Source organism: Pseudorhizobium banfieldiae (assembly GCF_000967425.1).
GTDB lineage: Bacteria > Pseudomonadota > Alphaproteobacteria > Rhizobiales > Rhizobiaceae > Neorhizobium > Neorhizobium banfieldiae.
On the sequence record NZ_FO082821.1, the window covers coordinates 251,487 to 266,654 of the forward strand.

The following is a 15,168-nucleotide window of genomic DNA, read 5'->3' on the forward strand; positions in this document are numbered from 1 at the left end:
TTACAGCTTCCACCAGCGCACGGGCGCGGTATCAGCATCGGACCGGGCGACCTTGACGGCGGTGTCGTAGGCCTCGCGTCCGTAGGTGTCGATCGCCTCTTGGAGAGACGGGTTGTCCGCCACCGACAACGTCTTTTCCCAGATCGCGCGCTCGCTCTCGGTCAGGAACGTCATCTCGGTGCCCGCCGCGCGGAAGCCTGCATCCGCAGGGGAATCTGGCATGATGCCGAACGTGTCGCGCAGGATCTCCTTGTAGGTGTCGAAGACATGGGTCTGGGCCTCGAAGGCGCCTTCCATCACGGCCTCTTTCAGATCGGGGTCGAGCGCGTCGAGCCAGGTCTTGTTCAGCCAGATCGAGTCTGTGTTATACATCCAGTCGGTGTCGATGATCTGCCCGATCACCGGCGCCATTCCGACATCATAACCCGATCCCGGCGCCAGATGCAGGCCCTCCATCACGCCATCCTTCAGCGCCGAGAAGGTCTCGGCCCAGGCAATGGGCGTGGCGCTGGCCGGCAGAATCTGGAACGCCATCTGTTCCAGTTTTGAAGCGGTCACCCGGATCTTCATGCCGGCCAGATCTTCAGGGCGGCGGACTTGGGTGGTCACGTTGTGCGACAGCATGACCTTGCGCCGCCAGGGATGTGCAAAGGCGACCACCAGCCGGCGATCCTCGGTGCCCTTGCGGAAGATGTCGTTGAATTCCTTGCTGAACAGCAGGCGCCAGAAATTGTCGTCGCGACCGATCGCATAGGGGACATCCAGCACATTGAGCACCGGGACCAGCTGCGCGGCGTTCTGCATGCTGCAACTGCCCGCCTGCACCGCGCCCTGCTGAACCTTTTTTAGCAGCTCGGCCTGCCCGCCTAGGGCGCCGCCGTCATGAACCTCGACATAGATCTGTCCCTGGCTCTGGCGCTCGACCGCGGCCTTGAACTCGGGCGCGCCATGAACCCAGACGACATGCGGCGTGCCAACGCGGCCGGGAAACTGGTTGAGGGTGGCATCAAGCCCCATCGTCAGGATATGTTTCGCCGCGGCTTTCTTGGCGGCCTCGTCGGCGAGGACTTCGGCCAGGGCCTTCTGGCCACCGGCCAGCGTGAAGCCGAAGCCGATGCTTGCCACCGTGCAGCCGCCCAGACCGGCGCGGAGAATTTCTCTGCGGCTCAGTTTAAGCCCTGAGTTCACTTGTTTTTGCACCACAAACCTCCTCCCAGGTTTTGATCGAACAGGATCATTCCGCGGATAAATCCGTTTGGTATTTATCGCTCCTTCCGCGTGTGAATGACCTCCTTGGGCACGCTATCGTTAACTTGGTCAAACGCCAATATGATAATTGTGAATAAATCTGTTAGATAAAGTTACAATAACGGGTTGGGGCAGGCCCCCGAAATCCCCATCCGGACGCGACCCGCCAAGGAGGCGTCCGGATGGGGATTTCGGGGGAATGTTTCGGGCGTCAACGCAGGGACGCACGCAGCCCCGCGGGGCGGCGCGCCCGGCTCTGTCACAGCAATTCGCGCAACAGCATGAGGGCGCCCGACAGGAACATCAGCCCGATCAGCAACCGTCGGAAGATGTCGTCGTTCAACCGGTGAAAGACCGCAAGCCCGACCCGCGTCGCCACGAAGGTCATCGGCAGACAGAGCACGATGAGGATCAGGGTCTCGCGATCCAGAACGCCGCGCAGTGCCAGCACCACCAGCGTTAGGCCAAGGATGATCAGGTTGAACGGTTGCAGCACCGCCCGGGTCTCTTGCTTGGTCCAGGGGCGCATCGCGCACCACATGGTGGGTAGGGCCCCCGACAGCGAGGCCGCCCCCCCGAGAACCCCGCCGAGGAACCCCACAAGGGCATCGATCAAGGGCAGCGGGCGTGTGATCCTGGGCAGCGAACGCCGCAGCAGGAAGAACCCCCCGAACAGGAGCATGAAGCTGGCAATCCCGAACTTCAGCTGATCCGCCGAGACAAGCGACAGCAGCTGCACCCCGATCGGCACCCCGATCAGCGCGGGCAGCAGAAAGACCATCAGCCGCCGGGTCTGCGCGCGAATGGACCGGCGGATCACCCAGGCGGCCTGTGACCCGCTGGACACCGACATGACGATCGCGATCGCCACCGCCTGTTGCGCCGGCATGATCTCCAGCCAGATGCCCAAGGCAAACAGCGCCGTCCCGAAGCCCGCCAGCCCGTTGACAAAGCCCCCCACAAGGGCCCCGCCCGCCAGCAGCGCCAGAAAGGGCCCCGCGCCCGGATCCGGCAGCCAGTCCAGCATCAGATCGCCTCGCGGATCGCATCGGGAGAAAACTCGCCGATCTCGACGGCATTGAGCAGGGCGCGGACGATCTCCTGAATGACGCGGATCTTGGCGGTGTTGCGGCGATGGACCAGGCCCAGGGCGCGGGTTGGCGGCGCGTCGGCCAGGGCCACCTGCCGCAACGGCAGCGCGCTGGCCGATTGGACGCTCGCGGCCGGGACAATCGAGACGCCAAGGTTCGCCATCACCATGCTTGAAATGGCATCCAGGCCCAGAAGCTCCATCGAGTCGTTGACGGTGATCCGGTTGGCCTGAAGCCAGCTTTCCACGATGCGCCCGACTACGGCGTCACGGGAAAAGCGGATGAACGGATTGGCGCGCAGGATCGTGATCGGGTCTTCGCCGGTCACCTGGGGCGAGGTGATCAGGACGAGGGGCTCCTCGACAATGGGATGCCATTCAAGGCCGCTGGCCAGCACATCGGGCTTGGAAATGATCGCGGCATCCTGCGTGCCGCGCTCGACCTGCAACACCAGCGAGGCCGACAGCGCCGGCGACAGGCCGACATGCAGATCGGCATAGCGCGCCTTCAGCAGCGCCATGCTCAGCGGGACAAGTCCGGTCAATGTGGTCGGCACGGCGCCCAGAATGAATTCGCCGCGCAACCCGTCATCGCCGAGAACCGAGGGCACGATATCATCATAGGCGCGTACCACCTCGCGCGCTTTGGCAAGAACGGCCCGCCCGATTGGCGTCAGCTCGGGGGTTCGGGTCGAGCGGTCGAACAACTGGATTTGCCAGGTTTCTTCCAGCGTCTTCATCTGCTGGCTTACGGCGGCATGGGTAACAAAAACGGTCTCTGCCGCCGCGCTGAATGTACCGCGGTCCGCAACCGCGATTAGGGTTCGAAGCATTCTGATAGACATTTGCATCTCTTTCGAAACAAAATATTTCAGATGAAATATTTCATTCGCCGATATGTAAATCAATACTTTCGGTTCGGGGCGCGCTGCGGGATTGCCTCCCCCGGAGCGGCGGCGCGGGTGGACGCGCCCTTGCGCGCGCGGCGCGGGACGGGGCACGGCACCGGGTCGCACGCCGGGGACGGACCCGTCACCGCGGCCGGGGGCGTTGAAAGCCATGGTGCGGCACCGCCCTAGCGGGGCGAAAAGAATGGGGCGGGAATCAGGATCTTGTTCTCGATGTGATCGACGAGCGGTCGCATCTGCACGGCATAGGCCTGCCATTCGGGGGAGGCCTGCAAGGCCTTGCGACGCTCCCATCGGTCATCCATGCTGTCATAACCCCACATGTGCACGATCTGGTTCAGCGGTCCAATGTCGGTGAAGTAATAGCCGACCATGCGCCCGAGGATGCGGGTCTGCACCGCAAGTCCTTCGGCTTCGTAGAGGGCGAGGAACTTGGAGACGTTACCGTTCTTCAGCGTGTAGGTTCTCATGTCGACAAACATCGGAGCCCTCCTCGGCTCGGCTCGGGTGTGAATTGGGTCGGTTCAGGGCAGGAGCAGCTGGATGCCGGCGAGCGCAAAGGCCGCCAGCGTCAGGGTCAGCGCGCAGACAAGGATGATCGAGCGCGGACCGACGTCGCCGAGCTTGCGCAACGACGTCTTCATCCCCAGAGCGGCGATGGCCGTGACGAGACACCAACGCGACAGATCGAGCAGCGCGGCGACCAGTTCGGGGGGCAGGACGTCCGTGCTGCCGATCAGCACGAGCGCGGCAAAGCCCAGCACGAAGAACGGGATCGGCAGGCGCGGGGCGGGCCCGCCATCGGTGCGCCCCGGGCGGGCGAAGACGAGCGAGAGCACGACCACCAGCGGCACCAGTAGCGCCACCCTCAGCAGCTTGACGAAGGTCGCCGTCGAGCCCGCGAGATCCGAGACGGAATAGCCCGCCCCGACGACCTGCGCGACATCATGGATGGTCGCGCCGAAGAACACCCCCATCCTGTAATCCGACAGGCCAAGCGCCGAGCCGACGATCGGATAGAGGATCATCGCGAGCGTCGAGAGTGCCGTCACAGCGATCACGGTAAAGACGGTGTCGCGCTCTAGATCCTTGTTGTCCTTGGGCAGCACCGAGGCAATCGCGAGCGCCGCGGATGCCCCGCAGATCGCCACCGCGCCACCGGTCAGAACCCCGAAGGCCACCGACTTGCCCAGCAGCCGCGCACCCAGAATGCCGAGCCCCAAGGTGAGCGCGACCCCGGAAAAGGTCAGTGCCAGAACCCCGAGGCCCGCGCCCGCGATTTGCTGCGCGGTGATCCCGAGCCCAAGCAACCCGACCCCGAAGCGCAGCACCGACTTGGCGGTGAACTCGATCCCCGGCGCGGTCCGGCTGCCTGCGTCGGACAGGAACGCCAATGCCATACCCAGCAGGAGCGCCATCAGCATGACCGGTGCGCCGTAATGCTCCGACAGAAAGCGCGCCGCCAGCCCGACCGTCATGGCGGCGATCAGCCCCGGCATCAGCGGCCGAACGCGATCGAGCCCGACTGATGCCCCGCGCTTCTGCATCATTCCGTTACCGGCGCTCATCCGATCAACTCTTGGCTGCGGTCGTCGGTTTCGCCGAAACGCTTCAGGACGGCGGGCTTCGTGCCTTCGTAGATATGGTCGAGGTTCTGGACGATCTTGGCGTTCTCGCGCTCGAAGAGACAGTTCCCCTCGAGGTCCGAGGCGACGAGGAAGGGCCCCATGCGGTTACAGCGGATCACCCACATCGCCTGGGCCAGGCCCAGCTCGTCGCTCCAATGCACGGCTTCGACATTCTCGACGCCGCGACCGAGCAGCGCGCCCGTGCCATAGCCCACGGTCGAGAGATAGATCGCGCCATTGGGAACGAAATAACTCTTGTAGTCCTTTGAGGTCATTCCGCCCTTGCCGATGATCAGCTTGGCGCCGGTCTTGGCCATCCATTCGGGCAACCATTTGGCAAAGCGAAAACTCGCTGTGGCGGTAACCGCGCCCATGTCGAAGCTGCCATCCGAGCGGATCGTCGCGGCGGGAGAGCAATGGAAATTCGCAGCGCTGTCCCGGGGCAGTTCCATCGGGATATTCGCCTTTTCCTCGAGCGCGCGCATATAGACGCCCTCGCGCGCGGTGTACATCAGCCCGTTGAGGTAGACGACATCGCCCAGTTGCAGATCGGCGATCTCCTCGGGGCTGGGGGTGGTGCTCAGCATCACTTCACGCAGTTTCATTCCGTAGCCTCCCGCAGGGGTTCCCATTCGACCGTCTCGCGGCGCTGATAGGGGGTGAACCAGTCCGGATCGGTGCGATGGTCGACACGGCCGTCGGAATGGATGCGAGCCACAGCGCGCCGTGAGGACAGACAGAAGGCATGGACCGACATCTGCATGCCGCCGGTGTGGCAATAGCCGACCTCGATATGGGTATCGATCACCATGTTCTTGCCGACGAAGCCCATTGCGCCCATGCCGATCGAATTGCCCAGGTCCTTGAATTCCTCCTCGAGCGCGGCGATCTTCGGATCGGGGTTGCGGCTGCCGACGGTGCGCAGACAGGCGGCGCGCTTGCCCAGCACCATGCAGGTATCCTTGCTGCCGCCGAGGCCAATGCCGATGATTGCGGGCTGACAGGCGAGCCCACGCTTGCCGAAGGCCATCAGGCTGTCGAGATAGAACCGCTTGATCCCCTGAATCCCGTCCGAGGGGAACAGCATCCGATAATCCGTCCCGAAGAGGCCGCCCTTGTGGACGGTGATCAGGTCGATCCAGTCGCCATCGGGCTCAAAGCCGTATTCGATCTCGGGGGCGCCGATGCCGACATTGTTGTTGTGATCGGTGCGCCAGAGCGGATGCACCCGGTTCGGGCGCAAGGGCACCGCCGATGTGGCCGAGGCCGTCGCGCGTCGCAGCGCGGCCTCGAGCGCGACAGGCCCCCCCTCGATCCGGGCCTCGTTGCCCATCTTGACGAACCAGCGCGGCACACCGGTATCGCCGCACATCGCGCGGCGGTCCTGTTTGGCAGCTTCGTAATTCTCGAGCATCGCCTGCAGCACGAAGCTCGACAGGTCGCCGTCCTCGGTGCTGGCCGCCTGCTTCAGCCCGATCAGATAGTCGTCGGGGATCTCGATTGCGGCCTTGGCCATCAGGGCATCGGCGGTGCTTTCGATCAGCGATACGGGGATCATCGGTGTCGTCCTTCGGTTCTGTGCGTCACTCGGATGCGACCAGTGTTTCGGGTTCGCCTTCGGGCAGGATGGTTTCGCCCGGGCGCACGATGGTGAAGCTCACCGGCTCGCGATGCAGACCGAGCGCCGCGTCCGTATCCGCGCGCGCGACGGTGAAATAGGAAGTGTCGAGATCGCCCTCCTCGGGGAAATCCTCGCGGTAATGCGCTCCGCGCGAGTTCTCGCGCAGAAGTCCCGCGCGTGCGATCACCTCGGAAATCTCGACCAGAGAGGCCATATTGAGCCAGTCATGCCAGGTCAGGTTGAAGGCGAGGTTCGCGGGATCGACCCCGGTTTCCCACAACTCGGCGCGGATCTCGGCAATGCGCCGCAACCCGCGTTCCATCCCGGCGCCCGTGCGCATGACGCCGACGTCTTCCCACATGATTTCCTGCAACTTGGCGCGCAGCGCCTGGATGTTGCCCGGGCGTTTCGAGAGCGGATGCACCGCGCGCTCGACCTCCTGTGCAAGGATCTCCTCGTCGGGGTCGCGCAGGCTGCGCATCGTGCGGATGTCCATGCCCATCGTATCGCCCGCAACCCCGCCATAGACAGTCGAATTGGCAACGCCATTGCCGCCGAGCCGGTTCGATCCATGCGCACCGCCGGCGTCCTCGCCCGCGACGTAAAGGCCTGGCAGGGCGGTGCGGGTATCGGGATCGACCACGACGCCGCCCATGAAATAATGCGCGGTCGGCACCACCTCGACCTTACCCGCGGCGAGATCGAAGCCGGAATCGGCGCAGCGTTTAACCATGCCCGCGAACTTGGCCCGCACATTGTCGGAGCCGAGATGGCCCATCGAAATGAACATCCCGACCTGCTCCGGGTCGTTGTTCTTGCGCATCTCGGCATAGATGCCGCGGCTGACCACGTCGCGGGTCGCCCGTTCGCCGCGGGTATCGTAGTCGAACATGAACCGCTCGCCGCGGGCATTGAGCAGCTGCCCGCCCGCACCGCGCAGCCCTTCCTCGAGAACCGTGCCGGTCATTCGCGTGTGGTTGCCCGCCAGCAGGCCGGTGGGATGGAACTGCACCATCTCCATATCGCGCAATGCGAGGCCGCGGCGGAGCGCCATCGCGAGCCCGTCCATCGTCTTGTCTCCCGAGGGGGTGTGATACTTGTACATCGTCGGCCCGCCGCCGGTGCCCATCATCACGCATTTCGCCCGCACGAAGCGGAAGCGCCCGGTGCGCATGTCGATGAACAGCACCCCCGAGAGCGCCGCGCCGTCGGGCGTCGGGATCAGGCCAATGGCGCGATGTTCCTGCAGCTTCTGGATCGGGCGGCTCAGCACCTGTTCCATCAGCCGGCTGATGATCTCGATCCCGGTCAGATCACCCTTGTGGACGGTCCGGTCCGCGGTCTGGCCGGCGAAGGCCTTCTGATGCAGGCTGCCGTCGAGATTGCGGTCGAAGAAGCAGCCGATCTCGTTCTCCAGTTCGCGGATGCGCACCACCGCCTGTTCGCACAGCCGCCAGGCCATGTCCTGATTGGGCAGCCACTTGCCGCCCTTGATCGTGTCCATGAAATGCCGCTCGACCGTGTCGCCGCCGCCAAGCGCGACGTTATAGCCGCCCTGCACCATGCGCGTGCAGCCGCATTTCCCGATCAGCCCCTTTACCGCAAGGGTGATCCGGGTGCCTGCGGGGGCACTTTGCTGGGCGTGCAGCGCCGCGAACAGCCCCGCGCCGCCCGAGCCCAGGATCAGGATGTCCGTGTCTTCTCTCTCGATGTCGAATTTCGACGGCATGGTCAGATCGCCCTCAGGAAAAACAGGCCTGACACCAGAAAGGCGCCGGCAACGGTGGCGGCGGCCAGGTTCTTCTGGCGTCCCGACCACGGGAGAAATTCGAGGGCCAACAGGCGCAGCCCGCCGAAGAAATGGATCGCCAGCAGGAAGACCAGCCCGAATTCCGCCAGCTTCACCAGCGGCGCCTCGGCGAAACTCAAGAAGGTGTCGAGATCCTTCGGGCGGGTGATCGCCAGCGATAGCACATGGAAATGCGCGGGCAGGAACAGCGCGAGGCCAAGCCCCGAGACGCGATGCGCGGCATAAGCGAGCCAGAGCGGGTGTTTGCGGTGCGGGCGGATCATAGCATCGTCACGGCCGAAACGGCGCGCGCCCCCATGACCAGAAGGACGATCATCACGCCCCATGTGAACAGATCAAGCAGCACGCCGCGCAGCTTCAGCGTTTCGGTCACAATCACCCGCAGCCCGACCGCGGCGTGGATCGAAACCGCGATCACGAAGCTGCCGTAGAAGGCGAACCACGCGAGGCTGTCACGGGTGCGCTCCAGAATCTCGGCCGTGCTCAGCCCGCCCTGGATCGCATAGATCATCACCGCGATATGGCCCAGAACCAGCGGCGCCATTACCAACGCGCTGAGCCGCTGCGCCATGTAGAACCCCATGCCCTGCATCATTCGGCCCTCCGTTTGAAATAGGATGTGGCGGCGGCGCGCTTGAGCCCGGCGATGGCCGAAAGCGGGTCGAGCTCGTTCGGACAGAACCGGGTGCAGCTGCCCTGCGAATGGCAGTTCTGGCATCCGCCAGCCGCGGTCGCGCGACCGAGCACGCCTTGCCGGTCGTCGATCTTGACGTCGTTGTAGAGCGTCCAGGCGCGTTGCAGCGCGGCGGGCCCGAGGTACTCGGGGTTCCCGGCCACCGTGTCGCAGGCGGCATAGCAGACCGCACAGTTGATGCATTCGATGGCCTTGTTCGCTTCGACCCGACCCGGATCCTGCGGGGAAACCGGCATGATCGGCTCGGCGCGCGAGCGGCTGGGGCGGTGGGCACCGCCAGCCTTGACCCATTTCTCAAAGAACGGATCCATGTCGACCGCGAGATCCTTGATCACCGGCAGATTGCGCAATGGGCCGATCTGCAGCCGGTTCCCCTCGGTGACACGGCTGACATGGGTGCGGCAGGTCCAGCGCGGCTGGCCATTCACCATCATCGCGCAGGACCCGCACATACCGACCCGGCAGGCGTAGCGATAGCTGAGCGAAGGGTCGGAATTCTGCTGGATCCAGCTGACGACATCCAGCACGGTCTGGTTGTCCTGCCGCGGCACCTCGAAGGTTTGAAACCTCCCCTGGGGCCCCTCTCCGCGCCAGACCGATACGTGAAGGGTCTTCTCTGAATTACTCACGGCTCACCTGTCTTGGACGTTTGCGTCTGGTCAGGCTAGTCGATGATATGGCTAACAAAAAGGAACTAATTCTTATTTTACATGTAAGATAGTCTTACGGGTTTGGCCGGATGCATGTCGCCCAAGCGAGGCTTGTAGCCGCGAAGCCCCACCATGCGGCGGCACATGCTGACCGCGAAGATGACAGTGCTCCCGGCACACGATGTCCCCCACCAAGCAGAAAGGTCTTGCAGTATGACATGCGATTAGATGAGAGCCTCGGCCGAGCAAAACCTTCAGTGTCTACGATGCTCCGCGACTTTGCAGAGCGCGCTTCCGGCGCATCGCGACCCTTAGCTTGGGGTATTAGTAGAGCAGCCTACGCGTCCTATTCTCCCAACCGTTTCGCCCGCTCCGCCATCCTGACCACCTTTGCACTGGCAGTAGTCGCGGCCATACGAACAGCGGCCGGCGCCAGAACCACACCACGCCCGATCGTCTCTCCAGTGGTCAGAGCGCCGATCCGGGATCTGTTCTTGACGCCCGCGGTGTTGAAGAGCCCGCGCATGACCCCGGTCGATCCTGCAACAACCGCGGGCGCCGCCGCTACCATGAGGTTCCCCGAGATGCCTCGCACGATCAGGGGCGTTGCCGCGACGAAGCCCTTGGCCAGGAAGACCATCACGAAGAACGGTACGAGCGAGCCGATGTTAGCTGCCGAGTTCGGATCACCGAGCTGCGCGAGAAGCGAATTCGCCATGCCGACAACAGTCGAGAACATGGCGGCGATGACGATCGGGTAGAAGGCGTAGCTGATCGTCGTCGAGACCCATCTGTGGAAGAAATCCTTGGTCGCGTCGAAGAGCGACAGGGCGATCATGATCGGAGCGAGGCCGAGCATCAGGGTCAGCATCATCTTGGCGAAGATGAGGACGATGCCGGTCATGAAGCCAAGGAGGCTCAAAAGAACAAGCCCGATGCCGCCCAGGATCGCGCCCGTCATCCAGTTCAGGTTGCTGCCGATGGCATTCAGGTACTGGCTGAATTTTTCGATCAGGATGTCGAATTCGCCGGCAAAGTGTGTGGCTCCGGCTCCTCCGCCGCCAACCGAAGACACCAGTGCGCCAGCGACGTAGTCCAAGCCTCCAATGACTGCGTTTGCTACTGCATTGAAGTTTGCCCAGTTGAAGGCGAACAGACCGATAAGGGTCAGCTTGATCAGGTACCAGAAGAAGCTGGCCCCATCCATGCTGCGGAACTGGAATGCCATGTTGATGCAGACGCCGATTAGCGAAAGCGTGACCATCAGCAAGACGATCGTGCCGGTATTATTTGCCACAGCCCCAAACTGGGACTCGGCCGCGTCGACAAGGAACGCGTCTGCCGTTCCGACCATCCAGCTGACGACGCCCATTACCAGTTGCCTTGGGCTTCGCAGATTGCACGCACTCTCGGCTCGAGTTGCTTCCTTACTTCAATCCAGTCGCGGCGAAGCGAAGAATGCTCGGCTTGGCTAAGGCCCGCATACTTTTCATGGTATTCGCCATCGGCGCTTTCCCAAGCAGGAAAGCGGGTTTCACAACCGCAGTCGCCAGATTCTGCAATCTCCTCCCAGGCACGAATTTCGTACAACTCCATCAAAGCTGCTGCCTTGTAAGCTTCACGCGGATTGATTTCGTCCATCCAGGTCGGGCGCGCCGGACGTTCGTTGCAGATCCGGTATTGTTGTGGCGACATATCGACTGTGAGATCGTTTGAGACCTGCGGCGAAGTCTGCGCCACAAGGGGGCCCGCCAAGGCGGCAAGCATGAGTGCGAGAATTAGTTTTCGCATCTGGGGGGTCCTTTTTTTACTCAGCGGCAACGGAGGGGCTCTTGTTGCCTCTGCCGTCGACCGTGTCGAGGTTCAAATCTGTGGTTTGCCCCGGGAGGAAGAACTCGGTGATTCCGCGCGCGCCTTCATGGCGGCCTGCCTGAATGATCACGTCGATCGAGCCCTCAATATAATCGATCATGTCGGCATAGGTCATCGGCACATCCGTTTTCAGGGCGGCGATGGCGAGACGACGAACAGCAAGTTGTGGGGTCTCGGCATGCAGCGTGGTCAGCGATCCACCGTGGCCGGTGTTGATTGCCTCGAGAAACGTCATCGCCTCGCGACCGCGGACTTCGCCCAGGACGATCCGGTCAGGTCGCATGCGAAGCGTTGAGGCCAAGAGCACATCGGCACTGCGGGCATCCGTGTCCCGGTCCGCGATCAACGTCACGACATTGGGCTGCTCGGGGCGCAGCTCGGCCGCCTCCTCGATGGTGATGATCCGCTCTTCGGGCGGGATCAGCGAAAGGATCTTGCGCGCTGCGACTGTCTTGCCGGTCGATGTGCCGCCCGAGACGATCATGTTGAGCTTGTTCTCGACGCAAAACTGCAGCGCGGCGCCGATGTCGCCAGAGGCCACCACGTTGCGCAGCGCGGCGTTGCGTTCCCGGCGCAGGCTTTCGAGGCTGCGCTCCTTGCCATAGAGGAAGCCAAGCTTGATCGCCTCCAGCGGCAGGGAGGAGAAGAACCTAAGAGAAATTGAGAAACCGCCCTCGACTGCCGGCGGCTGGATCACCTGCGCGCGGATCGGGCGATCACGATATAGGATCGAGACCGAGACGATGGGCTTCTTCGTGCTGAGCGTCGTCGAGGCGGCCGAGGCGATCTGGTTGCCGAGGTCCTTGATCTCGGTCTGGCTCAGCGGGCTGCCCAAGGCACGCATGAAGTGATCGCCCTGAAACTCTCCCCAGACTTGTCCGTCTGGATTGATGCAGATCTCGATCGTGTTGTCGCGCAGGACCTCGGAGCCGAAACGGTCGAGCGACGCTTCCAGGTAACTTGCAGCCATGTCAAAAGATCTCCAGGTCGCGGTCGACCATGACCGTGATCCGGGTGCCCTGATCGACATGGATCACGGGCCGGATCGCCAGATAGTCCTGCATCACGCTTTGCGTACTATCGCGCAGGTCCGTGCCGACATCGCTCGCAACATCGGCCGCCGCCTCGCTGTCGATTTGACCCGCTGCAGCCGCAGGCAGGGCGCCGATCAAGGAGATCAGCGCGGCGGAACCGAAGCGTTGCGCGAAACGGGTGTCGACAAACCCGGTGGTGCCAGTGCGGCCGAGTTCGTCTCCACCGAAGGCGCTGATCTGCACGGTCTGATTGTCGGGCAAGATGATCCGGTCCCATGCCACCATGACGCGCGATTGGGCAAGTGCGACATCGGAGCGGTAGCGCCCGATCAACCGCGCGCCGCGCGGAATCAGGATGCGCGTTCCATCGAAAGAATGAACGTCTTCCGAGACGATGGCGCGGATCGCGCCGGGCAGTGTGCTGTCGAGAGCCGTCTCTGTCACAGCCTGAATCATGGTGCCCTGAACAACCGTGTTCGATGGGTTCGCGATCACTTCGGCACGTGTCACCTGTGCTGGCTGTGCACCCGAACGAACAAAGGCTTCATCTACATTCAGACGCGCGGCTTCCAGCGTATTCTCCCCATCCGCACCCGCGCCCATCCCGGAGAAGGCGATCATTGGAGACGCGATACGCTCTGCGCGGGCCTCAGCTTCAGCAGCGCGCCGCCTTTCGAGTTCGGCCAGCCGCAATTCTTCTTCAGTTGGTCCCAATGAGGTCGGCTCTGGTGGTGCAAGCCGTGCAAGTTCCAGGTCCATGCGGAGCTGATCCAATTCGCGATCCCGCTCGGTCAGCTGCCGCTCGAGGGCACGCTGCGCTTCGGCGGATGCTTCCTGTAGGGTGGCAATCTGCGCCGTCAGGTCCGCAATCGCCTGCTCCGCACCACTGTCCGCGACCTCGGTCGGCCTTGCGCGCAGGTCCTCGAGTTCCGCTCTCAATGTCGCAAGGCTTTCCATCAGCGCGAGTTCCGACTCGCTCGGACCTGTGTCCGCAGGCGGGCCTTGGCTGGGCTCCGGGGCAGAAATCGGCGCCAGATCTCCGAAGCCGGGTCCGCTGCTCTGGAACTCCTCCGGCGCGGCGGTCGCCATTGGTGCTTCTGCCGACGGCTGTAGGGCAGCCCACGCCAGTCCACCTGCTGCCGCGATGCCGACGACCCCAAGGATCGCGGCAAGCGGTGCAGGCCGCTTGTTTGCCTTCGCTTTGCCTGTTGACCCTTCGAGAGCCGCGAGGCGCGCGGCGAGGTCTTCCGTTCCTTCGGTCATGATGTGGCCTGCCTCGCGTCCTGGACGCAAACCACCTCTTCGCCAAGGCGAAGAACCCATTGTCGGTTGACGCCAGACACGCGGATGACGCCGTCACTCAGTGCCTGGCTGTTCACCGCGCGTTCCCTGCCGTTCGAATATCGGAAGATGGCGGGCACCGGCGCGTTCCGTGCAAACCGGAAATACGTGAAGGTACCATCATCCCAGATGGCCGTCGGCGTGAACTCCTCTCGGGCACTTACCGCATAGTTCGCATTCGGCGCATCGGCCGCAACCGCCCTGGTGGGTTGCACGCGGTTTTCAGGATAGCGGAACTGCACGACATAATGCGGCGTCTCCCGGGCTTCGACGACATGGAAGTAGTAGGAGCGGCGGTTGGTGTAGACGGTGATGTTGGTGGCGACGCCAGATGCTGTCGGCTTGATGGCGAAGGCACGGCCACCCGGGACACCGTCGAATTGAAAACCGACCGTGTCACCGGCGATGATCGAGCGGATGGTTTCACCCTCACCGAATTCGACTGTGGTGACGCGGGTCAGAGTCGTGACGACACGGTAAACCTGGCCTTCAGTCCAGGTCGCCACGCGCACGCGATTGTCATGAGAACCTGGGCGGGGCGTGGTTTCGGCCATGGCGGTCGTTCCCGCGAGCGCGAGAATGCTGGCGGCCAACAGCGTAGAGATTGCAGTGCGAGTCATTCAGAACGGTCCGATCGGATGGCATATTGGGTGACGGTGAAACCGAAAGGGTTTTGCCAGACCTCGTCGATCGCGCGGGTTCGTTCGGGCCGGAAATCGAACATCAACGTGGCAGTGAACGATCCATCCTGTACCCCTTGCGGGCTTGTCAGGCGCTTTCTGAGCCGGACCTGGGCGCGGTTTTCGCCAATAAGGGTGATCGATGCGATCTCAACGGCCATCTCGGCCGCAGCCCCGTAACGCGTCGGCGGATAGCTCTCCTGCCCTGAGGTCCACATCGCGCGCATGCTGGCCTCGGCTGCCCCGGAAGACTGTGACAGGACACGGCGAACACGAAGATCGTTGTCGAGCTGGTTGTAAGTCTCGCGGTCGAGAATGTAGCGGTAGATTTGCGCTTCGATCACGGCAGGTCGTTCGGCAAGCGAAACGGTTTCAACCGTGGCATTGGGGAGCGCCATCCCGGTCGCGGGATCGTAGGGGACAACCACGGGAGGCGGTGTTTCGACCATCAGCGCGACAGCCGCAGCCGTCAAACAGCCGAATACGCCAAAACCTGCCCCGGAAAGGCCGATCACCCGCCAAAGCTGTTCCCGGCGCAGGGCACCGTAGACAAGTTCCTCTTCCACGAGTTCGCGCGCGCTCATCACCCCTG

The 15,168-nt window shown here is 63.2% G+C and carries 17 protein-coding genes; all 17 read right to left on the minus strand.

What is annotated here, in order from left to right; translation table 11 throughout:
• Entirely contained in the window at nucleotides 1–1,200 is a 1,200-nt protein-coding gene (locus NT26_RS21690; RefSeq protein ID WP_152338687.1) for a TRAP transporter substrate-binding protein, read from the minus strand.
• 307 nt (nucleotides 1,201–1,507) lie between these two features.
• On the minus strand, nucleotides 1,508–2,275 hold the full coding sequence (locus NT26_RS21695; protein ID WP_052642832.1) for a sulfite exporter TauE/SafE family protein: 768 nt from the start codon (nucleotides 2,273–2,275) through the stop codon (nucleotides 1,508–1,510).
• On the minus strand, nucleotides 2,275–3,399 hold the full coding sequence (locus NT26_RS21700) for a LysR family transcriptional regulator (RefSeq protein ID WP_342025662.1): 1,125 nt from the start codon (nucleotides 3,397–3,399) through the stop codon (nucleotides 2,275–2,277). Before NT26_RS21700 ends, NT26_RS21695 begins: the two co-directional genes overlap by 1 nt.
• Nucleotides 3,400–3,413: 14 nt before the next feature.
• A complete protein-coding gene (locus NT26_RS21705; RefSeq protein WP_052642836.1) occupies nucleotides 3,414–3,728 on the minus strand; it encodes an NIPSNAP family protein in 315 nt (104 codons plus the stop codon).
• Between the two features lie 42 nt (nucleotides 3,729–3,770).
• Nucleotides 3,771–4,793 carry a YeiH family protein gene (locus NT26_RS21710; protein WP_052642979.1) on the minus strand — a complete coding sequence of 341 codons (1,023 nt, stop codon included), beginning with the start codon at nucleotides 4,791–4,793 and terminating at the stop codon, nucleotides 3,771–3,773.
• Nucleotides 4,794–4,810: 17 nt separating this feature from the next.
• Nucleotides 4,811–5,479 carry a fumarate hydratase C-terminal domain-containing protein gene (locus tag NT26_RS21715; RefSeq protein ID WP_052642838.1) on the minus strand — a complete coding sequence of 223 codons (669 nt, stop codon included), beginning with the start codon at nucleotides 5,477–5,479 and terminating at the stop codon, nucleotides 4,811–4,813.
• Entirely contained in the window at nucleotides 5,476–6,432 is a 957-nt protein-coding gene (locus NT26_RS21720) for a fumarate hydratase (protein WP_052642840.1), read from the minus strand. The genes NT26_RS21715 and NT26_RS21720 overlap by 4 nt, the downstream gene beginning before the upstream one ends.
• Nucleotides 6,433–6,457: 25 nt before the next feature.
• Entirely contained in the window at nucleotides 6,458–8,224 is a 1,767-nt protein-coding gene (locus tag NT26_RS21725) for an L-aspartate oxidase (protein WP_052642842.1), read from the minus strand.
• A gap of 2 nt (nucleotides 8,225–8,226) precedes the next feature.
• Entirely contained in the window at nucleotides 8,227–8,568 is a 342-nt protein-coding gene (sdhC, locus tag NT26_RS21730) for a succinate dehydrogenase, cytochrome b556 subunit (RefSeq protein ID WP_052642844.1), read from the minus strand.
• Nucleotides 8,565–8,897, minus strand: coding sequence for a succinate dehydrogenase (locus tag NT26_RS21735; protein ID WP_052642982.1), 333 nt, complete (start codon nucleotides 8,895–8,897; stop codon nucleotides 8,565–8,567). The genes sdhC and NT26_RS21735 overlap by 4 nt, the downstream gene beginning before the upstream one ends.
• Nucleotides 8,897–9,628, minus strand: a complete 732-nt coding sequence (locus NT26_RS21740; protein ID WP_052642846.1) for a succinate dehydrogenase/fumarate reductase iron-sulfur subunit — start codon at nucleotides 9,626–9,628, stop codon at nucleotides 8,897–8,899. Before NT26_RS21740 ends, NT26_RS21735 begins: the two co-directional genes overlap by 1 nt.
• A 367-nt stretch (nucleotides 9,629–9,995) precedes the next feature.
• A complete protein-coding gene (locus tag NT26_RS21745) occupies nucleotides 9,996–11,021 on the minus strand; it encodes a TrbL/VirB6 family protein (protein WP_052642847.1) in 1,026 nt (341 codons plus the stop codon).
• Nucleotides 11,021–11,440 carry a hypothetical protein gene (locus NT26_RS21750; RefSeq protein WP_052642849.1) on the minus strand — a complete coding sequence of 140 codons (420 nt, stop codon included), beginning with the start codon at nucleotides 11,438–11,440 and terminating at the stop codon, nucleotides 11,021–11,023. The genes NT26_RS21745 and NT26_RS21750 overlap by 1 nt, the downstream gene beginning before the upstream one ends.
• Nucleotides 11,441–11,456: 16 nt before the next feature.
• Nucleotides 11,457–12,491: an ATPase, T2SS/T4P/T4SS family gene (locus NT26_RS21755; RefSeq protein ID WP_052642852.1), complete on the minus strand. Its 1,035-nt coding sequence runs from the start codon at nucleotides 12,489–12,491 to the stop codon at nucleotides 11,457–11,459.
• Nucleotide 12,492: 1 nt separating this feature from the next.
• Nucleotides 12,493–13,818 carry a TraB/TrbI/VirB10 family type IV secretion system protein gene (locus tag NT26_RS21760; protein ID WP_052642854.1) on the minus strand — a complete coding sequence of 442 codons (1,326 nt, stop codon included), beginning with the start codon at nucleotides 13,816–13,818 and terminating at the stop codon, nucleotides 12,493–12,495.
• Entirely contained in the window at nucleotides 13,815–14,516 is a 702-nt protein-coding gene (locus NT26_RS21765; protein WP_152338688.1) for a TrbG/VirB9 family P-type conjugative transfer protein, read from the minus strand. Before NT26_RS21765 ends, NT26_RS21760 begins: the two co-directional genes overlap by 4 nt.
• Nucleotides 14,513–15,160, minus strand: a complete 648-nt coding sequence (locus NT26_RS21770) for a VirB8 family type IV secretion system protein (protein ID WP_052642856.1) — start codon at nucleotides 15,158–15,160, stop codon at nucleotides 14,513–14,515. The genes NT26_RS21765 and NT26_RS21770 overlap by 4 nt, the downstream gene beginning before the upstream one ends.
• Between the last annotated feature and the right edge of the window lie 8 nt (nucleotides 15,161–15,168).